This is a genomic window from Arthrobacter sp. KNU-44, assembly GCF_051843155.1.
Lineage (GTDB): Bacteria > Actinomycetota > Actinomycetes > Actinomycetales > Micrococcaceae > Arthrobacter.
The window spans coordinates 1,618,345-1,642,149 of sequence record NZ_JBPXNG010000002.1; the positions used below are offsets into that span (position 1 = coordinate 1,618,345).

General features: G+C 64.8%; 21 protein-coding genes and 1 pseudogene. 18 read left to right on the forward strand and 4 right to left on the reverse strand.

What is annotated here, in order from left to right; translation table 11 throughout:
• Positions 1-108 carry a hypothetical protein gene (locus ACSVHC_RS08295; RefSeq protein ID WP_439180797.1) on the reverse strand — a complete coding sequence of 36 codons (108 nt, stop codon included), beginning with the start codon at positions 106-108 and terminating at the stop codon, positions 1-3.
• Positions 78-623 carry a DUF1214 domain-containing protein gene (locus ACSVHC_RS08300; protein ID WP_439180798.1) on the reverse strand — a complete coding sequence of 182 codons (546 nt, stop codon included), beginning with the start codon at positions 621-623 and terminating at the stop codon, positions 78-80. The genes ACSVHC_RS08295 and ACSVHC_RS08300 overlap by 31 nt, the downstream gene beginning before the upstream one ends.
• Before the next feature lie 535 nt (positions 624-1,158).
• On the opposite strand from ACSVHC_RS08300, the gene ACSVHC_RS08305 reads away from it, so the two are divergent.
• The 4 genes from ACSVHC_RS08305 (at position 1,159) to ACSVHC_RS08320 (ending at position 5,488) form a co-directional block, all read left to right on the forward strand.
• Positions 1,159-1,434 carry a type II toxin-antitoxin system Phd/YefM family antitoxin gene (locus ACSVHC_RS08305; protein ID WP_345450542.1) on the forward strand — a complete coding sequence of 92 codons (276 nt, stop codon included), beginning with the start codon at positions 1,159-1,161 and terminating at the stop codon, positions 1,432-1,434.
• Positions 1,431-1,724 (forward strand): type II toxin-antitoxin system RelE family toxin, encoded by a 294-nt coding sequence (locus ACSVHC_RS08310; protein WP_437772332.1) that lies wholly within the window; start codon positions 1,431-1,433, stop codon positions 1,722-1,724. Before ACSVHC_RS08305 ends, ACSVHC_RS08310 begins: the two co-directional genes overlap by 4 nt.
• 1,015 nt (positions 1,725-2,739) lie before the next feature.
• Positions 2,740-3,966, forward strand: coding sequence for an amidohydrolase (locus ACSVHC_RS08315; RefSeq protein WP_439180799.1), 1,227 nt, complete (start codon positions 2,740-2,742; stop codon positions 3,964-3,966).
• A 10-nt stretch (positions 3,967-3,976) separates the two neighbouring features.
• Positions 3,977-5,488, forward strand: a complete 1,512-nt coding sequence (locus tag ACSVHC_RS08320; protein ID WP_437772330.1) for an MFS transporter — start codon at positions 3,977-3,979, stop codon at positions 5,486-5,488.
• Between the two features lie 270 nt (positions 5,489-5,758).
• Here ACSVHC_RS08320 and ACSVHC_RS08325 read toward each other — a convergent pair.
• Positions 5,759-5,932, reverse strand: a pseudogene (locus tag ACSVHC_RS08325) (IS1380 family transposase); the annotation flags it as partial.
• 55 nt (positions 5,933-5,987) lie between these two features.
• Here ACSVHC_RS08325 and ACSVHC_RS08330 point away from each other — a divergent pair.
• The 14 genes from ACSVHC_RS08330 (at position 5,988) to ACSVHC_RS08395 (ending at position 23,100) form a co-directional block, all read left to right on the forward strand.
• A complete protein-coding gene (locus ACSVHC_RS08330; RefSeq protein ID WP_437772329.1) occupies positions 5,988-6,227 on the forward strand; it encodes a hypothetical protein in 240 nt (79 codons plus the stop codon).
• A gap of 3 nt (positions 6,228-6,230) precedes the next feature.
• A complete protein-coding gene (locus ACSVHC_RS08335) occupies positions 6,231-6,908 on the forward strand; it encodes a DUF981 family protein (RefSeq protein WP_439180801.1) in 678 nt (225 codons plus the stop codon).
• Positions 6,909-6,986: 78 nt separating this feature from the next.
• Positions 6,987-7,139, forward strand: coding sequence for a carboxymuconolactone decarboxylase family protein (locus ACSVHC_RS08340; protein ID WP_437772326.1), 153 nt, complete (start codon positions 6,987-6,989; stop codon positions 7,137-7,139).
• 261 nt (positions 7,140-7,400) lie between these two features.
• Positions 7,401-8,801, forward strand: coding sequence for a dihydrolipoyl dehydrogenase family protein (locus ACSVHC_RS08345; protein ID WP_437772325.1), 1,401 nt, complete (start codon positions 7,401-7,403; stop codon positions 8,799-8,801).
• 655 nt (positions 8,802-9,456) lie between these two features.
• Entirely contained in the window at positions 9,457-10,608 is a 1,152-nt protein-coding gene (locus ACSVHC_RS08350) for a sulfite oxidase (RefSeq protein ID WP_439180802.1), read from the forward strand.
• A gap of 93 nt (positions 10,609-10,701) precedes the next feature.
• A complete protein-coding gene (locus tag ACSVHC_RS08355) occupies positions 10,702-11,274 on the forward strand; it encodes an SRPBCC family protein (protein WP_437773951.1) in 573 nt (190 codons plus the stop codon).
• Positions 11,267-11,662: a hypothetical protein gene (locus ACSVHC_RS08360; protein WP_437772323.1), complete on the forward strand. Its 396-nt coding sequence runs from the start codon at positions 11,267-11,269 to the stop codon at positions 11,660-11,662. Before ACSVHC_RS08355 ends, ACSVHC_RS08360 begins: the two co-directional genes overlap by 8 nt.
• 39 nt (positions 11,663-11,701) lie before the next feature.
• Positions 11,702-12,916 (forward strand): cation:proton antiporter, encoded by a 1,215-nt coding sequence (locus tag ACSVHC_RS08365; protein ID WP_437772322.1) that lies wholly within the window; start codon positions 11,702-11,704, stop codon positions 12,914-12,916.
• A gap of 568 nt (positions 12,917-13,484) precedes the next feature.
• On the forward strand, positions 13,485-14,774 hold the full coding sequence (locus ACSVHC_RS08370) for a hypothetical protein (protein ID WP_439180803.1): 1,290 nt from the start codon (positions 13,485-13,487) through the stop codon (positions 14,772-14,774).
• Positions 14,775-14,843: 69 nt separating this feature from the next.
• Positions 14,844-15,467, forward strand: a complete 624-nt coding sequence (locus ACSVHC_RS08375; protein WP_437772320.1) for a hypothetical protein — start codon at positions 14,844-14,846, stop codon at positions 15,465-15,467.
• 83 nt (positions 15,468-15,550) lie between these two features.
• The gene (locus tag ACSVHC_RS08380; RefSeq protein ID WP_437772319.1) at positions 15,551-16,279 is read left to right on the forward strand and encodes a YcnI family copper-binding membrane protein; all 729 of its coding nucleotides are present in this window, start codon (positions 15,551-15,553) and stop codon (positions 16,277-16,279) included.
• A 105-nt stretch (positions 16,280-16,384) separates the two neighbouring features.
• Positions 16,385-17,035 (forward strand): DUF4232 domain-containing protein, encoded by a 651-nt coding sequence (locus ACSVHC_RS08385; protein WP_437772318.1) that lies wholly within the window; start codon positions 16,385-16,387, stop codon positions 17,033-17,035.
• Between the two features lie 90 nt (positions 17,036-17,125).
• Entirely contained in the window at positions 17,126-22,165 is a 5,040-nt protein-coding gene (locus ACSVHC_RS08390; RefSeq protein ID WP_437772317.1) for an ATP-dependent helicase, read from the forward strand.
• Between the two features lie 11 nt (positions 22,166-22,176).
• Positions 22,177-23,100 (forward strand): Fpg/Nei family DNA glycosylase, encoded by a 924-nt coding sequence (locus tag ACSVHC_RS08395; RefSeq protein ID WP_437772316.1) that lies wholly within the window; start codon positions 22,177-22,179, stop codon positions 23,098-23,100.
• Between the two features lie 71 nt (positions 23,101-23,171).
• Here the strand turns inward: ACSVHC_RS08395 and yczE are convergent, their stop codons facing one another.
• Complete coding sequence (gene yczE / locus ACSVHC_RS08400) at positions 23,172-23,792, reverse strand: membrane protein YczE (protein ID WP_439180804.1); 621 nt, start codon at positions 23,790-23,792, stop codon at positions 23,172-23,174.
• Positions 23,793-23,805 lie beyond the last annotated feature (13 nt).

Consider the following 23,805-nt stretch of genomic DNA (forward strand, 5'->3'; position numbering starts at 1 on the left):
TCAATGCGCCCTGACAATGCTCGGCAATTGGTACGTGCCGTCGAGAATCGCCGCGCCGGGCAGATACACCCGGAACATCAGCTTGAACTTCCCGGAAGGAGTGGGCAACCAGTTCTGCTCGTAGCCGCTCGGAGCCTCATGCTGGAGCTCGGAGCCTCATGCTGGAGATAGATGTCGACAGAACCGTCGGCGTTCTGCACGAGAGGGGAACGGTCGCCAACGCTGTAGCGATGAGTGGGATTATCCACCATGTACCCGACGGTATCGGTCGGGGTGAGCGACCAGAACGCATCATGCGGCGGGAGTTTCCCGGGAGGAAAATGCAGGACATATCCATTCCCGCCGCTCAGCGTTTGCCCTGAGCCATCCACCGTGGTCGTCCAGTACGCGGCCTCTTCAAACACATTGACGACGGGCAGGGCCTTGGCGCAGGCGGCCCGCACGAGGACTCCGTTGCCAGGCTGGCCGCATTTCCGGATGGCACTCCAACCGTTGACAGTCGTTGTGACCGCCCTGCCCACGGCATTCATCACGAGGATCGCCGTCAAGAACGCCAGCACGGCACCGAGAATCAATCCTTGCACCACACCGGACTGTGAGAACCACGCGAGGGCATTTGCCATAACCGCAAACTACCACTGCACTGTGTGGTTGGGTGGTGTTCGCACCAAACCGTCGAGCGGAGACTCTGCGAGGCGTCCTCAGCCGCCCAACATCGGCGATGGCGCGGAGTACCGGCAACCTCTCGAGTGCATCGTGGCCGTCAGACTTCGACGGCTAGCGGAATACCCAACCCTGTGCTGACGGCTTCGTCGATGGTCCTGAAACTCTGAAGGCCTAATTCCCCGACCGGCTGCACCGGCCCTGGAAGGTCATTGCCGAGTTCGTCAACGTACTTCCGGAAGAAAGGTTCACGATCACGCCGTCACAGACAACCACGCGCAGCCGTCTGGATCGTCCGGGAAGCTGCCCGTCAGGGTTGCAGAGGCGCAAAAATCCGCGCAATCCCGGGGTGAGCGAGCCCGCCCCGGCGGATCCAGGGGATTGGGGCGAATTGATTCATCTGATGAGATACGCAGAGTATTACTTTACACAAGGCAGCTTATCGGCTAAAAGTCAGGCTAGTTGATGGCCTGATATCAGGCTATAATTCCCAGCATGAGAACGGTACCGCTCAGCGAAGCCAAGGACAAGCTGTCCGCCCTCGTGGAGGAAGCAGACACGACGCACGAGATCATCCAGATCACCCGGCACGGGCACCCGTCAGCGGTGCTGATGTCCGCCGATGACCTGGAATCCCTGCAGGAGACCATCCACTGGCTCTCGCAGCCGGGCATCCGCGAAGACCTGGACCAGGCCCGGCGCGACATCGTCGAGGGCAACACGACCAGCGGCGCAGACCTCCGTCGTGAATTCGGGCTGCCACCGCGGTGACCGACGCAAAATCCACCGCTTCCGCCCCATGGAACGTCGAGGTCACCAGCCCGGCACTGAAGGGTTTCCGGCGGCTGCCGGAGAAAGCAGCAACCGCGATCATCGAATTCGTCACCGGCGCACTTGCCGAGAATCCCCACCGGCTCAGCAAGCCCCTCACGAACGAACTGCTCGGACTCCGCACGGCACGGCGCGGCGACTACAGGGTGCTGTTCACCCTCGACATCGAAGAGCGCATCCTCTACGTCCACCGGATCGAACACCGCTCCGACGTCTACAAACCGCGTTAGCCGAACTCCTCGAGGAAAGACTTGCCATTGTGCGGCCTCTCCACCAACTCAGTCCGAAGAAACGTCCATTATCCTTCGCGAGCCGAAGAGGGTTAGCTACAGAATATGAGAGCGGCGCCCGCGGACAAGAAACTGTGCCCCCACCACCAAACTAACCCACAGGCTCACCGGCACCATAGACGTATCGGGGACGGCCGAAACACACTCACCAAGTCTGCCCGCATACCGCTCCACAGCACTAGAAGGCTGACCGATCCAGGTTCCCGGCACGCATATTTTCCACCCCCACGACGGAACGAAACTCCTCGGGAACTAACCCGAAACCGGCAGCACCCGCGCGCCCCCTCCAGCCGAGGGGACGCTCCTCGTTCCCCGTTCACTCGGGGCCTCCCCGCAGGGGAACACCCCCCAGGCCCACCACCCCAGCTTTCCACAGATGGGTGTCAGTCAAATTCGGGTTATCCACGGCTGGATAGGGTGCCGTTGGGGTGGAACCCTGACGGCCGTAGCGGTGGATAACTTACGGAGATTGTCCTCGTTGTGGCAGTGGAATCGCCGCCTCCTGAAGCGCAGCCGCCGATTGGAGGAACATAAACCTGACGGTTGCAGTGCGTCCCATGCGAGGCCGGCCCGAGGCCGACCGTTGATCTCCTCCGCGGCAGGACCGACTTCGACCTGTTGGACTGCGCTGAAGCCAACTCTCTTACAAAAGTATTGGCGGAGTTGGTGGACGACATGACGTGCGGTCGTTCTGCGGTAGTGCGCTGGAAGTGATCCGAGCCGAGATCTTCGAATAGTGTGCCGTTGGTGAGCATGTGCCGGATGGCGTAGGCCAAAGGTCTTCGGACCGGCGACGGCGCCCCGCATGCCGCCACGGTCCGGTGCGCGGCGCACTCGGAGGAAACTGTCCGGGACTGGACGGCACTCCCCCGCTGGGGTTTCCGGGTCTATGCTGGGTTTCCCGGTTGCGCCGGCTCGCCCAGGCGCTCCGAACTGCTACTGAGAGCGAAGGTCCATGAGCGGTTCCGAAGCAGTCCTGGCAGGCCTTGAAGCGGAGCTCGGCTGGATCCGGGATACGTACATCGATCTGCATAGGCACCCCGAGCTGAGCCTCGAGGAGCAGGAGACTTCGAAGCTCGTCGAGGGGAAACTCACCGCGTTCGGCTATGCCGTAACACGCCTCGGGGGCACCGGCGTCGTCGGGATCCTCGCAAACGGGGACGGCCCAACGGTGCTTGCCCGCGCGGACACGGACGCCCTGCCAGTCACCGAGGATACGGGGCTGCCTTATGCGTCGGCCGTGGACGGGGTCATGCACGCGTGCGGGCACGACCTCCACGTCGCTGCCCTGGTCGGCGCGGCCAAGCTCATGTCCGACGGGCGCACAGCCTGGTCCGGGACGTACATCGCGCTGTTCCAACCGGCCGAAGAGATCGGGGCCGGATCACAAGCAATGGTCGACGACGGACTCGTGGCCAAAGTGCCGCGGCCCGACGTCGCCTTCGCCCAGCACGTGATGCCGATCCCGGCGGGGATCGTGGCCACTACAGCCGGCCCCGTGCTGTCGGCCGCGGATTCGCTCAAGATCACCGTGTACGGGAAGGGCGCGCACGGCTCGATGCCGCACATGTCAGTTGACCCCGTGGTACTGGCCTCCTCGATCGTGCTCAGGCTGCAGTCCATCGTCTCGCGCGAGACGAAGCCTGGTGACTTCGCCGTTGTCACGGTGGGGGCGCTCAACGCCGGAGCGACGTCGAACATCATCCCGGACCGCGCCACCCTCCTGCTCAACATCCGCACTTACGACACCCAGGTCCGTGCGTCCGTCCTCACTGCCATTGAGCGGATAGTCAGGGGCGAGTGCTCCGCCGCCGGATCACCGCAAGACCCCGATTTCGAGTACTACGACCAGTTCCCGCTCACCAGCAACGACGCGGCCGTGACAGAAAAGGTCCGGGCCGCATTCTCCGCCCATTTCGGGGCGGACTCCGTGCGCCAGGCCCACCCGCAGACAGCGTCGGAGGACTGCAGCCGCATTCCGGACGCCTTCGGCGTGCCATACACGTTCTGGCTCCTCGGCGGCGCGGACCCCGAAACCTACCGGGCCGCCGTCGAACGCGGGACAGTAGCCCGGGACATACCGGCCAACCACTCCCCGCTGTTCGCGCCGGTGATCGACCCGGCCCTGTCCATCGGCGTCCAAACCCATGTGGTCGCCGCACTGTCGTACCTCTCCAATTAGGAGCAAGACCATGAGCACCGCCCAGTCCGCGGCCACGACCGGGACTCAGTGGAAACCGAACGACGCATGGTTGATCGGCATCGTCTTGGCTGTCATCAACTTCTGGCTGTTCGCACAGACCCTGCTTAACGTCATCCCAGGTATCCAGGGATCACTGGGGATCGAACGGACCCTGGGGAATCTGGCGGTGTCTATCACTTCGCTGTTCTCCGGCATTTTCATCGTGGTTGCCGGCGGGCTGGCGGACCGGCTGGGGCGGGTCAGGTTCATGAACGTCGGCATCTACCTGAGTATTCTCGGGTCCCTCCTGATTGCGCTGACTCCCGAGAACGCCGGTGGGCTCACTGCGGCGGCGTTGCTCGGTGGCCGCGTCGTTCAGGGATTGTCTGCGGCGTGCATTATGCCTTCCACCATGGCCCTGGTGAAGAACTATTACGAGGGAAAGGAGCGCCAGCGTGCGCTGTCCTTCTGGTCGATCGGCTCGTGGGGAGGCTCGGGCTTCTGCGCCCTCTTCGGCGGCCTGATGGCGACATCGTTCCTGGGCTGGCGGTCGATCTTCTGGATCTCGATCGCGCTCTCGGTCATCGCACTATTCCTGCTGCGTCGCACCCCGGAATCCGGGTCTGCCGGGAAAGCCGGCGGAAGGTTCGACTGGGGCGGCATGGTGAGCCTCATCATCGCGCTCGTGGCGTTGAACGTGTATATCTCGCAGGGCCCGCGGATCGGCTGGCTCAGCTGGACCGGAATCGGGCTCATCGTTGCCGCGGTCGTGGCTGCACTCGTCTTCTTCGGAATCGAGACAACTAGGAACAACCCAGTCCTGAACCTGAAGCTTTTCGGCAACTCGACGTTCGCCGGAGCAACCCTCTCGAATTTCCTGCTCAATGGTGCGGCCGGGACGCTGATCGTCTCCCTCGGCCTGGTCCAGGTGGCCGCAGGCTTGTCCTCATTGCAGTCAGGTCTGCTGACCCTCGGCTACCTCGTGGCGATCCTGGCAACCATCCGCGTCGGGGAGAAACTGCTTCAGCGCTTCGGCCCCAAGCGGCCCATGATCTGGGGAAGCGCGATCGCCGGCGTCGGAATCCTGTTGACGTCAATGACGTTCACCCTCATCGGGCAATACATCGTGTTGGCAGTCATCGGCTTCACCTTGTTCGGTATCGGTCTTGGCTTCTACGCGACACCCTCCACGGATGCGGCACTCTCGAACGTACCCGACGACGAGGCCGGTGCCGCCGCCGGCATCTACAAGATGGCCTCCTCGCTGGGCAACGCGATCGGCGTCGCCGTCTCCGCGGCCCTGTACGTCGCGGCCCAGTCCATGGACCCGGCCACCATCAGGTCCTGGGGCCTGTTCATCGGCAACCAGGAGAACGTCGGCCTCAGGTTCGGCGGTGCCGTGGGTATCCTGTTCAACCTCCTCATGGTAGTGATCGCCATCATCGCCATCATGGTCACCGTTCCGAACGAGCGGACAGCCAAACGGCCCGAGGTCCCCGCGACGCCATCGATCGGAAGCTGACTATGAGCTGAGTCAGCACGGATGTATCGGAAGATCCCCGGGGAGACCGTGTGGACGGGTCCGGTGTGAGGTTGACCGTAATGGTTTTGTCCCTACTGCGTCGAACACGAGCATCACTTCCCGGTCGAGCTGGCCACGTGTTCGCACGTTCCCATTCAACCGCTCGTGGCTGCCCGTTCAGGAGATGACCATCAGGGTTGGACGCGTGCGCGGGCTGCCAGGCCATCGGCCCCAAGGAAACCAACGTCCGGCTCTCCTCATGTTGTTAGGGAAGAGCCTGCACATCCCGGGGTCGCGCAACAGGGCCATGTCATCGATGCTGTCCGCCCCGGCAACCATCCCGGCCACGAGCGAGGCGACCTTCAGCGCGGCATTCGCGCCCTTGTCCTTCGGCAGCGACAGCCATTCATCGGCCGGTTCCTGCAACCCGGCGTCGAGGGCCAACGTCGTGCCCCAATTGCCCCTTTCAGTCCATGCCTACGCGTGGTAAGACATCTATATGTCCCAACATGATGCGTTCACCGGGCTCCCGATTGAACTCAACGACGGGCAAACTCGCCGGTGGGGAGCGATATTGGTCAAGGCTGTCTTTACGATCCTGGTGGTCGGCGTTGTCCTGTCGGCGATCCTCTGGGCAGCCATCAGTAGCGACATGGGTGCACTGATCCTGTCCGCCACATTCGCGGCGTGCGCGGGCCTGCTGGTCATTCGGCAGGCACTTCGGGCAGAACGGGGGTAGTGCATGCTTGAGCAGGGCATCACCTACAACACGACCATGGCGATGGTCGCTGGTGCCATCATGCTGTTGGCACTCGTCTTCCTGCGAGTGGTCCAGCAACCTGGTCGCAAAACGATCGACGGATGGGCCTGGATGTTTGCAGCCCTCGGGTTGTTTTTGGCCGTCACCGGCACTCACATGACCCTCACGTGGCCACTGAAACAGATTCCCGTTCCCGGCGTCCCCTGCTGTGCGGTGGACAACCTCACCTTCGGTGAACCCGCCATGTTCTTTGGCTTTCTGGTGTTCTTCGGGGCCATAGCGTTGCTGCGTGCCGAGAGAACCGCCGTCGACCGCGGGGGGCAGCTCGAGCTCGTGGCCACCGTCCGGCCGTTCCTGTACGCGGGTGCCTTTGGCGGCATCGGGCTCATCATGATCGCCGTCGCCGGACTCGAGTTCGGGATGTGGCATCCCCCGAAGGAGGAACCGATTGCTGGGATGCTGGCGGGCTCCATCCTGGAAGCTCTCTACATGGCGTTCGCCTACGCCATCACTGGCGTCGCCGCGATCACGGCCCCGTTCGCTCCTGAGAATCGCGTGGTGGCCTGGGTCTTCGCTGTGTCGCTGTTCATCGCAGGAATGATGTGGCTGTTCCTCAGCATCACCGTCTTCTACGGACACGTCGGTTTCTTCCCGCACTAAGCCTTGATCCACCCATCTGCCTGGGGGATGACCTGTAACCGGTTTGAGCGGATTTGCCTGACCCAGCAGGAGCAGACGATGGTGACCACCTCCACGCTGGTCGCCCTAGGCACCGAGCTCCAGCTGAAGCTGCACATCAACACCGGCTTCACCGTGGGCCTGACGAAGATCGTCGGTGCGCTGATCCGTCGCATCCCTATATCGGGTTCCGGCGGGTGCTCAACACCCTGACGCTTGTCAAGGAGGTCATCGCAGAGCGAGGCCTCATCCCGGAAGCCGGCGCCGTCTAAGGACTTAACTCCGGCGTCAAGCCGGGGAACCCTGCCGACGCCGCCTCCATGGCGCCTACGTTAATGCCCTTTCCTCATCGACTTGGTACCACATAATGCATCGGGGAGTGCTCGAAGCAACCTGCATGGGGGCGTAGGCTGGCCGGGACTCTGGTAATCGTCGCGGCATAGCCGGGGCAGGCAACAGTACGGGACGGGACGCATGGACATCGAGGATGTGGACCTGGTGGTGGTCGGCGGCGGAAAGGCCGGGAAAACCCTGGCCCTGGACCTGGCCCGGGCCGGCAGGAACGTCGCCATGGTCGAACGCTCGATGATCGGGGGGACGTGCATCAATGTTGCCTGTATCCCCACCAAGACCCTCATCAACAGCGGCCGGGTCCTGGAAACCATCCGTCGGGCCGCCGAATTCGGCATTTCCGGGGCGGAGGACCCGCAAATGGACCTCAAACTGCTACGCCACCGCAAGGAAGACGTCGTGGACACCATGGTCGAGGGCCAGCTGTCCTCCTTCACCGGCTCGGGCATGGACTTCATCCTCGGCGAGGCAAAGTTCGTCGCTCCCCGGACGGTCGAGGTGACCCTGCGCGACGGCGGCGTGCGAACGTTGCGCGGAGCCGACGTCGTCCTGAACCTGGGCACTGAGCCGCTCCTGCCGGCCATCGAAGGCCTGGCGGAGTCGAGGGTGCAGACCAGCAACACCCTGCTGGAGCTGGAATCGCTGCCGGAGAGCATCATCGTGCTGGGAGGCGGATACGTCGGGTGCGAATTCGCGGACCTGCTCAACACCATCGGCGTCAGGGTCACCCTTGTCCAGGGCGGGGGACAACTGCTCGCCCGGGAGGACGCGGACGTTGCCGCTGCTATCGAGCAGAACTTCACCGACGCCGGTATCGCCGTGCGGTTGGGGGCCAGGGCGCACAGGATGGCCCGCGCCGCAGACGGCACTGTCACGCTCACGCTCTCCTCCGGTGAGACCCTGAGCGCGGAAGACATCCTGGTGGCGGTGGGACGCAAGCCAATGACCGGCGGCGCGAACCTCGAAGGTGCCGGCGTGGAACTTGACGACCGCGGATACATCCGGGTGGACGGTCAGCTGCGCACGACTGCCGACGGAGTGTGGGCAGCGGGTGACGCCGCCGGAACACCCCAGTTCACACACGCCTCCTATGACGACTACCGCGTGCTCAAGACCAATCTGGCCGCAAGAACCGGCGCCGGCCAGCCGCGCAGCACCGACGGCCGGCTGATTCCCTACTGCGTGTTCACCACCCCCGAGCTCGGCCGGGTAGGCCTGAGCGAGCGGCAGGCCCGAGACGCCGGCCACACCGTCCGCATCGCGAAAATGCCGGTGACGGCCGTTCCCCGGGCCCGAACCGTGGGACATCTGGAAGGCTTCTGGAAGGCGGTCATTGACCGCGAAACGAACAAGATCCTGGGTGCCGCCCTGCTGGGAACCGAAGCCAGCGAAGCCATCGCAGTGGTGCAGATGGCCATGCTGGCAGGGCTGGACTACACCGCCGTGCGCGACGCCATCATCACGCATCCCACCATGGCCGAGGGCCTGACCCTGCTGTTCACTCCAGCCTACCTCGAAGACTGAACAACGCCCGGCACGGCTCAGGAATTCGAAGTTGTACGGATCTTTCGCGATCTGCTGGGCCAGTTCGGACTCCTGGGCAACAAGCTGTTGCGCAATTGGCCCTTCCTGCCACGCGCCCGCAAAAGTCGTCATGCATCAAGCGGTTCAGAGTAGCCGACGGGCAAGCCCAGGTCGCGGGAGTCAGTCATGCGCCCCACGGTAATCGGAGACCCCGACAATTTCCCTTCTCAGTTAGGAGTCGTCCGCTCTGTCCAGAAGGGGTAGCCCTAACCGTTCAAATGACCTAACGCCCCTGCCTCGGACGACGCCGGTACCAAGCAACAAAGCCCCACAGTGCGACGATCAAACACACGGCCGCGACAATCCCCCGCCACCAAATAAAAGGTTGCCAAAGTCCGAATATCAGGGCCCAAACAAGGAGAACACCGCTGACGTCGAGTCGTGGGGCTCGGATCTTCACGGAGGCTCTCCTTCTTCCAACTGTCTTTGTCCAGGAGCGCAAGCGCCAAAGACCAAGAATACTTTCCCAGTAGCCCGACGTCGGACGCGGACCGCGGCGCATCCGTCGCCGGGGCGCCCCCGCTACCGAGACGCGCCCACTCTTCCCCGCGCAAATTCCAGTGACACCACCGCTACGGACGACCATACTGGGAGCATGAGCGTCAACACCCGCCGCACAGCGGAAGGCGCCGCTGTTGCCAACCCGGCCCCCACCGCCCCCGCTGCTCCGACAGAACCAACCGCACCGGTCACCCCAACCACCGGTCCCATCACCCGTGAAGAACTGCAACTAGCTTCGCGCAACCACGCCATGCCGTTGGAGATGCTCCGATGGCCTGTCACACCGCTGGGCATGCACTATCTCCTGGTCCATTTCGACGTTCCCCAGATCGATCCCGTTTCGTGGCGGTTGAATATTGGCGGGCTCGTGGACCATCCGCACGAGTACACCCTGCCTGACCTCCAGCACCGCGAGCGCCGCACCCACGCCGTCACGATGGAGTGCGCCGGCAACGGCCGCTCGCGGCTGGAACCGCGGCCCGTGAGCCAGCCATGGGACCAGGGTGGAGTGGGCACCGCCGAGTGGACCGGTACCCCGCTCGCTCCGTTGCTGCTCGACGCCGGTGTGTCGCCGGACGCCGTCGAGCTCGTCTTCACGGGCGCGGACCGCGGGATCCAGGGCGGCGTGGAGCATCAGTACGCGCGCAGCCTGACCCTCGCGGAAGCAATGTCCGACGACGTCCTGCTCGCCTATGAGGTCAACGGCCAAGCCCTGCCACCGCAGCATGGCTACCCCGTCCGCTTGCTCGTCCCGGGCTGGTACGGGATGACGAGCGTCAAATGGCTGCAATCCATCGAGGCAATTGACCACAGCTTCGACGGTTACCAACAGCTCGACTCTTACCGCTATACCCAAGATGCAGACGATCCCGGCGAGCCCGTCCAGCGGATCAAGGTCCGCTCCCTCATGGTTCCGCCCGGCGTTCCCGATTTCTTCACGCGGCAACGCACCGTGGAGGCGGGACCGGTCCAACTGAGCGGCCGGGCCTGGTCCGGGAAAGGAACCGTGGACAGCGTGGAAGTCTCTGTGGACGGGGTCTGGGAGCAGGCCCAACCTCAACCTCCAGCCGGGCGGCATGCGTGGCGCGGATGGACATTCACGTGGATCGCAACTCCCGGTTCCCACGAGTTGGCATGCCGTGCGACGGATTCCACCGGGCAGATCCAGCCCGGGACGCCGGAGTGGAACTATCAAGGCATGGGAAACAACGACATCCAACGGCTGACGGTGACCGTCCGGGAGTAACCGGCCCGCGTGAACGCTGAAGCCGGGCCGTTGACCGTGTGCAACGGCATGAGTACTGTGAGTCCACTATCCATCCGCGCCCTGGAGGCAACAATGGGCGGCACTTCCAAGAGCAACGCCGACTACGAGTTCCTCACTGTCTGGCGCGTCGCGGGGACCCCGCGTGAGGTCATGGATATTTTGGGCGACGCCGGAACACTGCCACGCTGGTGGCCCTCGGTGTATCTGAGGGTTGTTCCGTTGGATCCGGGAAATGCCGACGGTACGGGAAAAGCCTTCTCCCTGCACTCCAAGGGCTGGATGCCGTACACGCTTCGCTGGAGGTTCACGGTCACCGAACCCATCACGGAGCGAGGTTTCGCGATCGCGGCGAGCGGCGACCTGCATGGGACCGGGCGGTGGACTTTCGAACAGGACGGCCCCGAAACCGTGGTCACCTACGACTGGCGGCTCAGTACATCGAAACCACTGCTCCGACGACTAAGCTGGCTGCTCAAGCCCGCTTTTGCCGCGAATCACCACTGGGCGATGGCCCGCGGCCAAGAAAGCCTCGCCCTTGAATTACGACGGCGACGCCCCGGCACGGACCTCTCCAAGGTCCCCCGTCCGGCGCCGCCTACGTTTGCAAACCGATACCGCTGGCCAAGGAGTACAACGCATGCCTGACGATAACAAAGGCGAAGTCCGCTGGTTGCCGGAGCCCGAGGACCAGGACTACCCGAGCGCCGCAGACTACCTTTCCCTCCTGGAATCCGACCACGTGGTGGCCTCGGTCGTCGCCGCCCTCAAGGAGGCGCCCATCCAGCACCGCAAAGCCAAGGACATTCTCCGGGCCGCCCGCCTTGCGTTGCTCCCGGAAGATAACGCCCACGTGGCCTCGGACCTGAAGAAAATCAAGGAGGGCAAGAAGCTCTCGCCCATCCTTATGGTCCGGGGAGATCTGGCCACGGGCATGCCCGCGCAGGTAGCCGACGGCTATCACCGCGTGTGCGCAAGCTACTACACGGACGAGAACACGGACATTCCGCTGAAACTGGCTGATGCACCCCGGTAACCACCGCAGGCCAACCGCCATGCCTGGAGAAGGAGGAACGTGTCGTTCTTTCAGCTTGCGCTGATCGCCGCAGTCGCGCTCCTCGGGCCGCTCCTGGCGCTGCCGCGGAAATGGCACCTTCCCGTTGTGCTCGGGCAGTTGCTGGCGGGCATCGTGATCGGACGCACGGGTCTGGGACTGGTGGACTCTTCGGATCCCACCTTCACCTTTGTAGCCGACGTCGGGTTCGCCCTCATCATGTTCGTGGCCGGGACGCACGTCCCCGTGCGGGACAAAGCCATCCGCCCTGCCCTGGGTAGCGGCGCCCTGCGCGCCGGCGTCGCCGCGGTGCTGGCCGCCGTCGTCGGAGTCGTCATCGCTTTCGCCTTCGGTACCGGACATGCTCCCCTTTACATCGTGCTGCTCGCTTCCTCCTCCGCAGCACTGGTCTTGCCGATCGTCGACTCGCTCCGGCTGACAGGGCCGAAGGTCCTGACGACGACGGCGCAAGTGGCGATCGCTGACATCGCTTGCATTGTGGCGCTTCCGTTAGCCGTTGATCCGCCTAACGCGGGCCGGGCGGCCGTGGGGGCATCCGTCGTCGCGGCATGCGCGCTGGTTTTGTTCTTTGTGCTTCGGTGGCTGGAGAACAGCGGCAACCGCGGACGGTTGCACGACATATCCGAAGACCGGAAGTTCGCCTTGGAACTGCGGATCCAATTGGCCCTGCTCTTCGCACTTTCCGGACTCGCGGTTCTGGGCCACGTCTCCATCATGCTGGCCGGGTTCTCCTTCGGCCTGGTGGTCTCCGCGGTGGGCGAACCCCGTCGCCTGGCGCATCAGCTTTTCGCCGTGAGCGACGGTTTCCTGGGTCCAGTGTTCTTCGTCTGGCTGGGGGCATCGCTTGACCTGCGGACCCTCGCGGGCAGCCCACGGATGATCCTCCTCGGGATCTGCCTTGGCTTCGGAACGCTGCTGGTGCACGGAAGCCTCCGGGCCCTCGGCCAGCCCCTGCCGCTCGCAGTACTGGCCTCGTCCCAATTGGGAGTACCGGTTGCAGCCGCCACCATTGGCTCCCAATTGCACTTGCTGGAACCAGGAGAAGCCGCCGCCATGATCCTCGGTGCCCTCATCAGTATCGGGGCAAGCACCATCGCCGGCTCGAGGGCGGCACGCAGCTTTTCGGAAGCCGCGCCGGGTCCGGCAGGCGAGGGGCCAAAGAGCGAGGGCCCGGCAGGCAAGCCGTCGGAAGGTGGTCCGGCAATAACTACCTGATTCCCAAACCCACGGCGGGCTTCCACGCGAAAAATGACCGGCATGCTGTTCGGAACGAGGTCTTCGCCGCTATCCACCGGCAGAAGCCTCGAATTGACACTACTTTTCTCTGTAAAGCGAATGCTTATGAGGCAGTCCAGGACCGGAACATCATCCTGTGCGTTTGGGAATCTTCATCGTCATGGGGGCTTCAAGTAGCCGACTACGCGCTTTGGGCTGTCCAGCGACGTCTGGAGGAGCGTGAATGCTCGTGGTTCGAGCCAGTGGTCCAGCCCCAGTTGAAGTCTTACTTTTTTCCCTGGGGTAGGGCAAGATAAAGGCCAGCTATCCAGGAAACCCCGGAAGACATCCCATGGACGTCTTGTCACTTACCGCAATCAGCCTATCTGAGATCAACAAGAAGAAACACTTTCGGGCGGAGACGCGACCGAAATCCGCGGACTAGAGGACCTTGTATGGAGCTACCGCGACATGGGTCGGTGCTGCCAACAAAGCCCCTGATCTCGCCTACGCGGCGTCGGGTAACGTCAGTACGGTAGTTATGAGCCCGGGAAGTAAAGGAGTGGCCGTGGGCCGGAAAGCGAAAAAACCAAAGGCCCGTGGCGGGCATGTCAAGGCAGTGCCTTCGGCCCCCAAAATGCCCTTGCAGTTGGTCCTCAACCATCGCGTAGTCGACTCCTTCACCCCGGATTTCGTTCACTGGTTCGAGAGATTTGGGGACGCCCCGGACGCCCTGAGGTGTCTGCAGATAGTCAAGCTGTTCATCACGGCAAACCACGCGATCAGCGAGGAAAGCTCCGCAACGAGCTTCGACCCTGGCAGTTTGGACGACGCCGCCCTTGCCCTTGCCGACATGCTTGACGGGTCTGACATCGATGACGAGTCCGACATCGATGAGGCCTTGGCCATGATCTACGATTACCTGCACCTTTACGTTGACTTCCTCTCTGAGACGGGCCGCTGGACCGGTACCGAGGAGGAATATTTGGTCGTCCATATGTTCCTCACTGAAGAGACTGCCGGGGATTTGGACCTTCCTGGCGACATGCCGGAACTCTCCGACGAAGAGCAGGACCGGGCGTTCCAGGAACTCCCCGTTCTCCAGTTGACCGGACGTTTGCTGGAGTGGATTGGAGCCGGAAAGGACGTCACCAGCACTGGCGTGCTCCGGCTGAAAGACATTGAAGGTGGTGCCGGAGCGGTAGGAGTGAAAGCCAGGGGGAGAAAGACCGGGAAAGGGCCTCTCCCGGAGGGCGAAGGCGCGGCCGAAGCCGATCCGGAGTCATTTGAAGTCGGCTCCATGCACGAAGTTCCCGTGCTTCGCGAAATCTGGGCCGCACTGGTGGACATCGATGTCCTGTCGATTGGATCAACGCGTGCAACCCCCGGCGCAGGCGCCGAATCGTGGCACTCCCCGGACCTGGATTCGAGGCTTCAGACTCGGCGTGAGTTGCTCACGGTATTCCTCGCGAGTGCCGTGATGGATTCGGGCAGCATGTGGGAGGAAGGTCCACGGGACAATGCAACCCTGGCCAGGGTCCTGCTGAGGGGAGCCACCGGAGAGCCCGTCAGTGCGGAGGAACTCAAGGCTGCGGCAGAGGACGAATCGGTGGGCGGCGCGTTGCCCGCTTTCGAGGCGCTGCGGGCGCTCCGCGAGCTGGCCACCCTCGCCGATCTTGGCCTCGTCGACGCGGGCACCCACTATACCGTTCCCCCGGTGGTCATCCAGTGTGTGATCCCGGCGCTCGCCCTGGTTCTTACGATGGAAGGCAATTTCGAGCCGGGCCCGGTCCACCCAGGCGAGCAGAGCCCGTCACACGACCCATCCGACAGCGGCGCGGCCACGAACCACCGGTAGAATTGCGGGGTTGACCAGCCCGAACTGGACGGTCAACCGCCCGCTTGAACGCTACCGAGGGAGGAACCCGTGCGCGCATCGCATGCCCGGACGCCCTTCCATGCCATGCGTTCGGGCGCTCTGGCGGTCGCCGTTGTTGCCCTCGCGGCAGGGGCCCACGTGCTCTCCGGCGGTGCGCTTCCCGTCGCGCCGGTCTTGTTGGCCGTCCTCGCGTTGACCGGGCTCGTCACCACTCTTGCCACCCGGTTCAAGCTCGGATTCCCGGTCATTGCCGCGCTTCTGGGAGCCGGCCAGCTGGCCTTGCACGAAGCCTTCACGGCATTCGGTCCGCTTACCGTACCGGCTCCGGGATCACCTGGACACCATCTGGCGGCCGAGCACCTTTCCCCGCCGCTGGGCGCTGAAACAGTACATTTTCACGAGGTCGACACTCCGCTCAGCTGGTTGATGTTGACGGGGCACGCCCTCGCCACTGCCGCTTCGGCATTGCTCCTTGCCAAGGGCGAGCAGGCACTGTGGCAGCTCGAAGCCTGGCTCCGGCCCTTCCTGCAGCTCATATGCCTGATCTTCAGGCCCGACGCCGGCAGCGCAGCTGTTGCGTTCAGCGCACCTGCCGTATTCGTCCCCCGCCCGTGGCGGAACCTCAGGCAAGACAGCAGACGCGGCCCGCCCGCCGTCGTCGTGCTTTCCTGACTCCGCCCGGCACCGCCTTCAACTGGTGACGGGCACATCCCCGCACTTTGGCGCTTTCGCGCGCCCGTTGAAAGGCAACAACCATGAACAACTCCTCACTCCGCCGCGCCCTCTCCGCCACCGGAATCGCCGGCGGCACCGCCGCACTGATGATGGCCGGCCTCGCAGGCGCATCTGCGCACGTCTCCATCAACCCGGACAAAACCGCCGCCAACTCGTACGCGCTGCTGACCTTCGGCGTCCCGCACGGTTGCGACACCTCGGGCACCACCAAGCTGACCATCAACCTCCCCGAGGAACTGACGGACGCTACGCCCACGGTGAATTCCAACTGGACGGTCGAGAAGGTGACGCAGACGCTGCCCGAACCCAAGAAGCTGGCCGACGGCACCTCGATCACCAAGCGCACCAGCCAGATCGTCTACACGGCCAAGGCTCCGCTGGACCCGCATTTGCGCGACGCGCTGGTCTTGTCCGTGAAGCTGCCCGACACCGCCGGCAAGACGCTCTACTTCCCCACGCTCCAGAACTGCGAGCAAGGGCAGACAGACTGGGCTGAAATCCCGAAGGACGGCCAGGACCCGCACTCGCTGAAGGCTCCGGCTCCGTCGGTGTCCGTGACAGCCGCAGATGCGGCCGCGGGTGATGGTCACATGGCTGCGTCAATCTCCACTGAGCAGGCAGCTTCCGTGACCGACGACGGCTCACAGGCACGCAGTTGGGCGGGCCTGATCGCCGGTGTGGCCGGGCTGGGGCTGGGTGGCGCGGCCTTCTTCCGCAGCCGCTCCGCCAAGGCTTCAGTGTCCAAATAACGGCTCCGCTGGGTCGGCGTCCGGAACATCACGATCCGGACGCCAATCCGGCGCCGCTGCCGCGCCGCAGTTGACTCCGGCAAATGACGACGAAAAGCTGTGCGCATGACGAATATGCGAGTCAAGAACGGTCTCCTGCTCACGATGGCAGCAGCCTCGGTATTCCTGCTCTCCGGCTGCTTCCAAAGCCAGGCCCAGCCCTCGGGCTCAGCCGTACCCAGCGACACGGCTTCAGCCTCGTCGTCACCGTCGGCCTCGGCCTCAGCCTCAGCCTCAAGTACTCCTACTTCAAGCGGCAGCGCCACGCCATCGAGCACCGGGACGACGGCATCCGGCGTCGCGCTCTGCAAGGCGGGCTCGCTGACAGCTTCTGTCGACTCCACAGGGGGCGGAGCGGCAGGCAGCGTCTACATGAAACTCATCCTGACCAACTCCGGCACGGAACCTTGCGTCCTCAATGGCTTCCCGGGCGTCTCACTCACGTCTGGAGCCACGGGCGATCCGATCGGCGCGGCCGCCGCGCGGGACGACTCCCAGCCTGCGACACAAGTGGTTCTTGCTCCCGGGAAGGCCGGTTTCGCCCAACTCCGCTACACCCAGGCCGGGAACTACCCCGAATGCACCCAGACCCCTGCCGCCGGTTTCCGGGTTTACCCACCGGAGGACACCGCTTCGCTTTTCATCCCGCAGCAGCGTACGGGCTGCAGTAACACCAATATCAATCTCCTGAGCGTCCAGGCGTTCCAGGCGGGGTAGGCGGGTTCAGTCGGGGTAGGCGGGTTCAGCGCCTGAGCCTTATCCTGCGCTGTTCCTGATTGTGTCAGTGCCGTGAGGCATGATGGAGGAATGCAGGAGCAGGAGCTACCGGGCGGTCCGGGCCATATGGCCATGGGCCGTTTCAGCCTTGCCACGCGCGAGTGGTTCCTCGGTGCTTTTTCCGCGCCCACACCTGCCCAGGATGGTGCATGGAAAGCCATTTCTTCCGGATCGCACGCCCTCGTGGTGGCACCTACTGGTTCCGGCAAGACGCTCGCAGCATTCCTGTGGGCGCTGGACCGGCTCTTGTCCGTGTCGCCGGCTGCTTCACCGGAAGCCCTTCCTGGTCTTAAGGAAACAAGCGGCCGCGCCCGTGCCCGAGCCCCCAAGCGCAAGACCCGTGTCCTGTACATCTCGCCCCTCAAAGCACTCGGCGTCGACGTCGAACGGAACCTCCGCTCGCCGCTGATCGGCATCACCCAGACCGCCAAACGGCTCGGATTGCCGGCCCCGCTTGTGAGCGTCGGCGTGCGCTCAGGAGATACGACGACGGCGGACCGCCGCGCGCTGCTGAGCCACCCGCCGGACATCCTCATCACCACGCCCGAGTCCTTGTTCCTCATGCTGACGTCCAAAGCCCGGGAGACTCTCAGCGAGGTGGACACCGTCATCGTCGACGAGGTCCACGCAGTTGCAGGCACCAAGCGTGGCGCGCACCTCGCAGTTTCATTGGAACGGCTTGATGCGTTGCTGCCGAAACCCGCCCAACGGATCGGCCTCTCGGCCACCGTGGAGCCGCGCGAGCTGGTTGCACAGTTTCTAGCGGGCTCGGCCCCGGTGGAAATCGTCGCGCCGCCATCGCACAAGAACTGGAACCTCAGCGTCAGCGTTCCTGTGGAGGACATGTCGGACCTGGCGGGAGCTGCGGGCGCCTTCGACTCCGGGCCAGCCTCCGGACTTCAACCGCAAGCGTCCATCTGGCCGCATGTCGAGGAGAAGATCGTTGATCTTGTGCTGTCGAAGCAGTCCACCATTGTGTTTGCCAACTCCCGGCGTCTCGCGGAGCGACTCACGGCCCGGCTGAACGAGATCTACGCTGAGCGCCAGCTCATGGCGGCGGACGTATTTTCTGCCGCGTCGGATTCGGTTCTGGACTCACGGCTAGCCGATTTCGGAGGGCCGTCCGGGGGGCCGGGTCCCTCGGGGCTGCCGTCCTCGACGGCGACGCCCGCCCACATGATGGCCCAGGCCGGAAGCACGAGCGGCGCCGATCCGGTCCTGGCCCGTGCGCACCACGGTTCCGTATCCAAGGACCAGCGGGCACTCATCGAGGACGACCTCAAGTCCGGACGGCTGCGGTGTGTCGTAGCGACGTCATCCCTGGAACTCGGCATCGATATGGGTGCCGTGGACTTGGTGGTCCAGGTCGAGTCGCCGCCGTCGGTGGCCAGCGGACTCCAGCGGGTAGGCCGCGCCGGCCACCAAGTGGGTGAGATTTCCGAAGGCGTACTCTTCCCCAAACACCGGGCAGACCTCGTCCACACCGCCATCACCGTGGAACGGATGTTGAGTGGGAAGATCGAACGCCTCCACGTTCCCGCCAACCCCTTGGACATCCTCGCCCAACAAACGGTCGCCGCCACCGCTCTGGGAAGCATCGATGTCGAGGAATGGTTCGCCACCGTCCGCCGGTCCGCTCCGTTCGCCACCCTGCCACGCTCGGCTTTCGAAGCCACCTTGGACCTCCTGGCTGGACGGTATCCATCGGACGAATTCGCCGAACTCCGGCCGCGCATCATCTGGGACCGGAACGCCGGCACCATCGAAGGCCGCCCGGGAGCACAGCGCCTAGCCGTGACCTCGGGCGGAACCATCCCCGACCGCGGACTCTTCGGCGTCTACATCATCGGCACCGAGACCGAAGGCTCAGGTTCTGGCTCTGCTTCTGGATCCGGCCAGAACGGTGCGGCGTCTGCACAGGAGCCCAGTCCGGCGTCGCGCGCTGCCAAAGGCGGCCGACGCGTCGGTGAGCTCGACGAAGAAATGGTCTACGAATCACGCGTCGGGGACATCTTCGCCCTGGGTGCCACCAGCTGGAAAATCGAGGACATCACGCACGACCGCGTCCTTGTCTCGCCCGCCTTCGGCCAGCCTGGAAAACTCCCCTTCTGGAAAGGCGATTCCCTGGGCCGGCCGGTGGATCTCGGCCGGGCACTCGGAGCATTCGTGCGTGAACTTTCCGCTTCGGACCAAGGTCCAGCGCTGGAACGCTGCAAGGCCAGCGGGCTGGACGACTTCGCCGCCGGCAACCTGCTTCAGTATCTGGGCGAACAGAAGCAGGCCACGGAAGTCGTCCCCAATGACCGGACACTCGTCGTCGAACGGTTTCACGACGAACTCGGCGACTGGCGGGTCGTCCTGCACAGCCCCTTCGGCATGCCGGTCCACGCACCGTGGGCCCTCGCCGTCGGACAGCGGCTCCAGCAGCGCTACGGGCTGGACGGTTCCGCCATGGCCGCCGACGACGGCATCGTGCTGCGGGTTCCGATGATGGAGGACGAACCGCCCGGGGCTGAGCTGTTCCTGTTTGATCCGGAGGAACTTGAGCAGATCGTGACGGCGGAGGTTGGCGGCAGTGCCTTGTTCGCCTCCCGCTTCCGCGAGTGCGCCGCGCGTGCGCTGTTGCTGCCGCGGCAGAATCCTGGGAAAAGGCAGCCCCTCTGGCAGCAACGGCAACGCTCGGCGCAATTGCTGGACGTCGCCAAGAAATACCCTTCGTTCCCCATCGTCCTCGAAACCGTGCGTGAATGCCTGCAGGATGTCTACGACCTCCCGGCGTTGAAAGACATTGCCGCCTCGATCGAGCGCCGGGAACTGCGTTTGGTTCAAACCACCACGCAGCAGCCCTCCCCCTTCGCCAAGTCGCTGCTCTTTGGGTACGTGGCCCAGTACCTGTACGAGGGCGATTCCCCGCTCGCCGAACGCAGGGCCGCGGCTTTGGCCCTCGACTCCACGCTCCTGAACGAGCTCCTGGGCAGGGTGGAACTGCGCGAACTCCTCGACGCGAAGGTCATCGAGGCCACGGAACTCGAGCTCCAGCGGCTGGCACCGGGCCGGCGGGTCCGTGGCATGGAAGGCGTCGCCGACTTGCTGCGCCTGCTGGGCCCCCTGAGCGTCGAAGAAGTGGCTGCCCGTTTACAGCCCGAAGGGGTGGAAGCCTCCCCGGATGGTTCCCTGGATCTGCCCGCGTTGCAGCTGGCGGCCGGAGCGCATCTGGCTGCGTTGCGCAAGGCCAACCGCGCCCTCACCGTGACCCTCAGCGGCGTTGAACGATTCGCAGCCATCGAGGATGCGGCCCGGCTGCGGGATGCCATCGGCGTTCCGCTGCCCATGGGAGTGCCGCTCGCCTTCGTCGAACCCGTCCACGATCCACTCGGGGACCTGGTCTCCCGTTACGCGCGGACCCACGGACCGTTCACGGCCGAGGAAGCTGCTGCGAGGCTGGGACTGGGTGTCGCCGTCGTGGGCACCGCACTGAAGCGCTTGGCGGCGGACGGCCGTGTTGTTGAGGGCGAGTTCCGCCCGCACCCGAGTGCGCCGGACACGGTTCCCGGTGAGGGGGCCGAGTTGTTGGAGGCGCCGGAACTCCCGGCTGTGCCGATCCGCGGAGTCCCCTTTAGTAGCGAGTGGTGCGATTCCGAAGTGCTGCGCAAGCTTCGGCGTCGTTCACTGGCCGCGCTGCGCGCCGAAGTGGAGCCGGTGGACGCTGCCGCCTACGGCCGGTTCCTCCCCGCCTGGCAAAACGTGTCCGTGCCCTCTGCCGGCCGTTCCCGGGGTGCCCCGGCGCTACGCGGGCTGGACGGCATCATGACCGCCGTCGATCAGCTCTCCGGCGTGCCTGTTCCGGCGTCGGCCTGGGAGCCTTTGGTGCTGGCCAGCCGGATCTCCGACTATCAGCCGGCAATGTTGGACGAGCTCATGGCGGCAGGCGAAGTCTTGTGGTCCGGAGCCGGCTCGCTGCCCGGGAACGACGGCTGGATCAGCCTCCATGTGGCCGAAGCCGCGGAACTGACGCTCAACCCGGACCCTGATTTCGAGCCCGGCGATTCCCAACTCCGCCTTCTGGAATACCTGCAGACCGGTGGGGGCGCCTATTTCTTCCGGCAACTCACCGAGGTTGCGGGCGGCATGGATGCGGTGCTCAGCGACGACGCCGTGGTCGCCGCACTGTGGGATCTCGTCTGGGCCGGCCGCATCACAGGCGACACTTTCGCCCCCGTCCGTGCGATGATCGCAGGCGGCCGCACGGCACACAAGCAGCCCGCCCGGCCGCCGCGGGCCAGGTCCCTGCGCATGAGCAGGCTCGGCCGCTCGCACGGCACGGGCTTGATGGGGTCGCCGGGACTGACGGGTGGTCGGTATGGCTCGGTCACCGGAACAGCTCCGACTCCCCCGCTCGCCGTCGGGCGCTGGTCGGCGTTGCCGGCTCCTGAGCTCGACCCCACGATCCACGCGCGCGGCACCGCCGAACTCCTCCTCGACAGGTACGGCATCGTGACCCGGGGCTCCGTCATGGTGGAGAACATCGTGGGCGGATTCGGGCTGATGTACAAGGTCCTCGCGCGCCTCGAAGAAGCAGGGCGGTGCCGTCGCGGCTACTTCATCGAGCACCTCGGAGCCGCCCAGTTTGCCGTGCCGGCCACTGTGGACCGTTTGCGCTCCTTCACGGAGGATGCCCAACTCGCCAAGGCCGAGCCTGTCGCCTTGGCCCTGGCCTCCACGGATCCCGCCAACCCGTACGGCGCGGCCCTCCCGTGGCCCGCGTTGGCAGTCGACGCCGGATCGGGTCACCGTCCGGGGCGGAAGGCAGGGGCCTTGGTGGTCATGGTCGACGGTGCTTTGGTTTTGTACGTCGAACGCGGAGGGAAGACCCTGCTCACTTTCAGCCATGACGACGCCGTCCTGGCGGCCGCCGCTGCGGCGCTCGTAGGCGTGGTGCGGCGGGGAGCAGTGGACAAGTTGATCATGGAAAAGGTCAATGGCCATGACCTCCTGGACACCCCCGTGGCTTTTGCCCTTGCGGCCGCCGGAGCGTACTCCACGCCGAAGGGTTTGAGGATCCGTGCCTGAAACGGGGATCCGTGCCTGAGGGCGACTCGATCTGGCGGGCTGCCGCGGAGCTGCACAAGGCCCTTGCCGGGCAGACGCTTGTCTCCTCTGACTTCCGCGTGCCTAGGTTTGCCACGCTGAACCTGGCCGGATGGACCGTGTCCGAAGTGGTGCCACGCGGAAAGCACTTACTCATGCGCTTGCTGGAGCCGACTGCGGGTTCGGCCGCCCCCGGATCGGCGGGGACCGGGAGCGCCGAGGCCGGATCGGCTGCGGCCTCGCCGGACGAGGCCGGATCGGCGGCGGCCGCACGGCCCCGGCGTGCCCTGACCATCCACTCGCACCTGAAAATGGAGGGAAGCTGGCAGGTCTATGCCCCCGGCGGCCGCTGGAGGAAACCCGGCCACACGGCCAGGTGCGTCCTCCGCACGGCGACGGCCGACGTCGTCGGCTTCTCTTTGGGAATCCTGGAAGTTATCCCGACCCCGGACGAGTCGCGCGTAGTGGGGCACCTTGGCCCGGACCTGCTAGGGCCGGGCTGGGACGCCGAAGAGGCCTTTCGTCGGCTGCGGGCCGCACCGGACACTCCGATCGGCGTCGCACTGTTGGACCAGCGGAATCTCGCCGGCATCGGCAATATCTACCGTTGCGAAGCGTGTTTCCTGGCTGGGGTGCATCCGGCCTCGCCGGTGTCGGCTGTGAAGGATCTGGCGGCGATGCTGACGGAGGCGAAGGGCCTGCTCGAGGCCAACTTAGGACCGGGCCGAAGGATGACGCGTGGCACCGCGTTCCCTGGAGTCCGGGGGATTCCCCGCTCCGGCTATTGGGTGTATGGCCGCGAGCACCAGCCGTGCCTTCGGTGCGGTACGCCCATTCGCCGCGGGCTGCTGGGACCGGCGTCGGGGTTGGAAGACCGGACCATCTACTTCTGCCCGAAGTGCCAGCCCGGTCCTTGACGCTGGAGGAATCGCGCGGCTGACGCTGCCCAATCCGCGTGGCGAAACCGAAATTCGCTGGTGTATCCGCGTCACGGCGCGGCCGGCACCGCTTCCACCGGACTCTGGGGAGCCTTCACCGGAACCGTGAACAGGGGCAGCAACAGTTGCACCACCGGTCCAATGGCCAAGGCATAGACAACGGTTCCCACGCCGACGGACCCACCCAGCAGCCAGCCCACACCGAGAACAACAACCTCGATCAACGTGCGTGACAAGCGCACGGACCAGCCCGTGCGGCGGGCAAGTCCCGTCATGAGTCCGTCGCGGGCACCCGGTCCAAGGCGTGCGCCGATGTAGCAAGCGGAGGCGATGCCGTTGAGGACCACGGCGCCGGCGAGCATGGCGATCTGGCCACCCAGGTGCGAGAACGCGGGGATCAGGGCCAGGCCGATGTCCGCGAAGACACCCACGAGCACGGCGTTGGCGAGGGTTCCGAAGCCAGGCATCTGCCGCAGCGGTATCCAGAGAAGAAGAACGAGGAAGCTGACAACCACCACGACCGTGCCGATGCTCCACCCGATCTTCCCGGCGACGCCCTGGTGGAACACGTCCCAGGGATCCAGGCCAAGGCCGGCCCGGATGAACATGGCCAGGGAAATCCCATACATTGCGAGGCCGATCAGGAGCTGGGTGATTCTGCGGGTCATCATGAAACCATGCTCC

What these genes read in the sequence shown, in the direction of transcription:
- ACSVHC_RS08300 (WP_439180798.1), bottom strand. Translation starts at nt 623, where the DNA reads ATGGCAAATGCCCTCGCGTGGTTCTCACAGTCCGGTGTGGTGCAAGGA.
- ACSVHC_RS08315 (WP_439180799.1), top strand. Translation starts at nt 2,740, where the DNA reads ATGAGCGGTTCCGAAGCAGTCCTGGCAGGCCTTGAAGCGGAGCTCGGC.
- ACSVHC_RS08390 (WP_437772317.1), top strand. Translation starts at nt 17,126, where the DNA reads ATGCAGGAGCAGGAGCTACCGGGCGGTCCGGGCCATATGGCCATGGGC.
- ACSVHC_RS08350 (WP_439180802.1), top strand. Translation starts at nt 9,457, where the DNA reads ATGAGCGTCAACACCCGCCGCACAGCGGAAGGCGCCGCTGTTGCCAAC.
- ACSVHC_RS08355 (WP_437773951.1), top strand. Translation starts at nt 10,702, where the DNA reads ATGGGCGGCACTTCCAAGAGCAACGCCGACTACGAGTTCCTCACTGTC.
- ACSVHC_RS08305 (WP_345450542.1), top strand. Translation starts at nt 1,159, where the DNA reads ATGAGAACGGTACCGCTCAGCGAAGCCAAGGACAAGCTGTCCGCCCTC.
- ACSVHC_RS08340 (WP_437772326.1), top strand. Translation starts at nt 6,987, where the DNA reads ATGGTGACCACCTCCACGCTGGTCGCCCTAGGCACCGAGCTCCAGCTG.
- ACSVHC_RS08330 (WP_437772329.1), top strand. Translation starts at nt 5,988, where the DNA reads ATGTCCCAACATGATGCGTTCACCGGGCTCCCGATTGAACTCAACGAC.
- ACSVHC_RS08385 (WP_437772318.1), top strand. Translation starts at nt 16,385, where the DNA reads ATGACGAATATGCGAGTCAAGAACGGTCTCCTGCTCACGATGGCAGCA.
- ACSVHC_RS08380 (WP_437772319.1), top strand. Translation starts at nt 15,551, where the DNA reads ATGAACAACTCCTCACTCCGCCGCGCCCTCTCCGCCACCGGAATCGCC.
- ACSVHC_RS08335 (WP_439180801.1), top strand. Translation starts at nt 6,231, where the DNA reads ATGCTTGAGCAGGGCATCACCTACAACACGACCATGGCGATGGTCGCT.
- ACSVHC_RS08345 (WP_437772325.1), top strand. Translation starts at nt 7,401, where the DNA reads ATGGACATCGAGGATGTGGACCTGGTGGTGGTCGGCGGCGGAAAGGCC.
- ACSVHC_RS08360 (WP_437772323.1), top strand. Translation starts at nt 11,267, where the DNA reads ATGCCTGACGATAACAAAGGCGAAGTCCGCTGGTTGCCGGAGCCCGAG.
- yczE (WP_439180804.1), bottom strand. Translation starts at nt 23,792, where the DNA reads ATGATGACCCGCAGAATCACCCAGCTCCTGATCGGCCTCGCAATGTAT.
- ACSVHC_RS08320 (WP_437772330.1), top strand. Translation starts at nt 3,977, where the DNA reads ATGAGCACCGCCCAGTCCGCGGCCACGACCGGGACTCAGTGGAAACCG.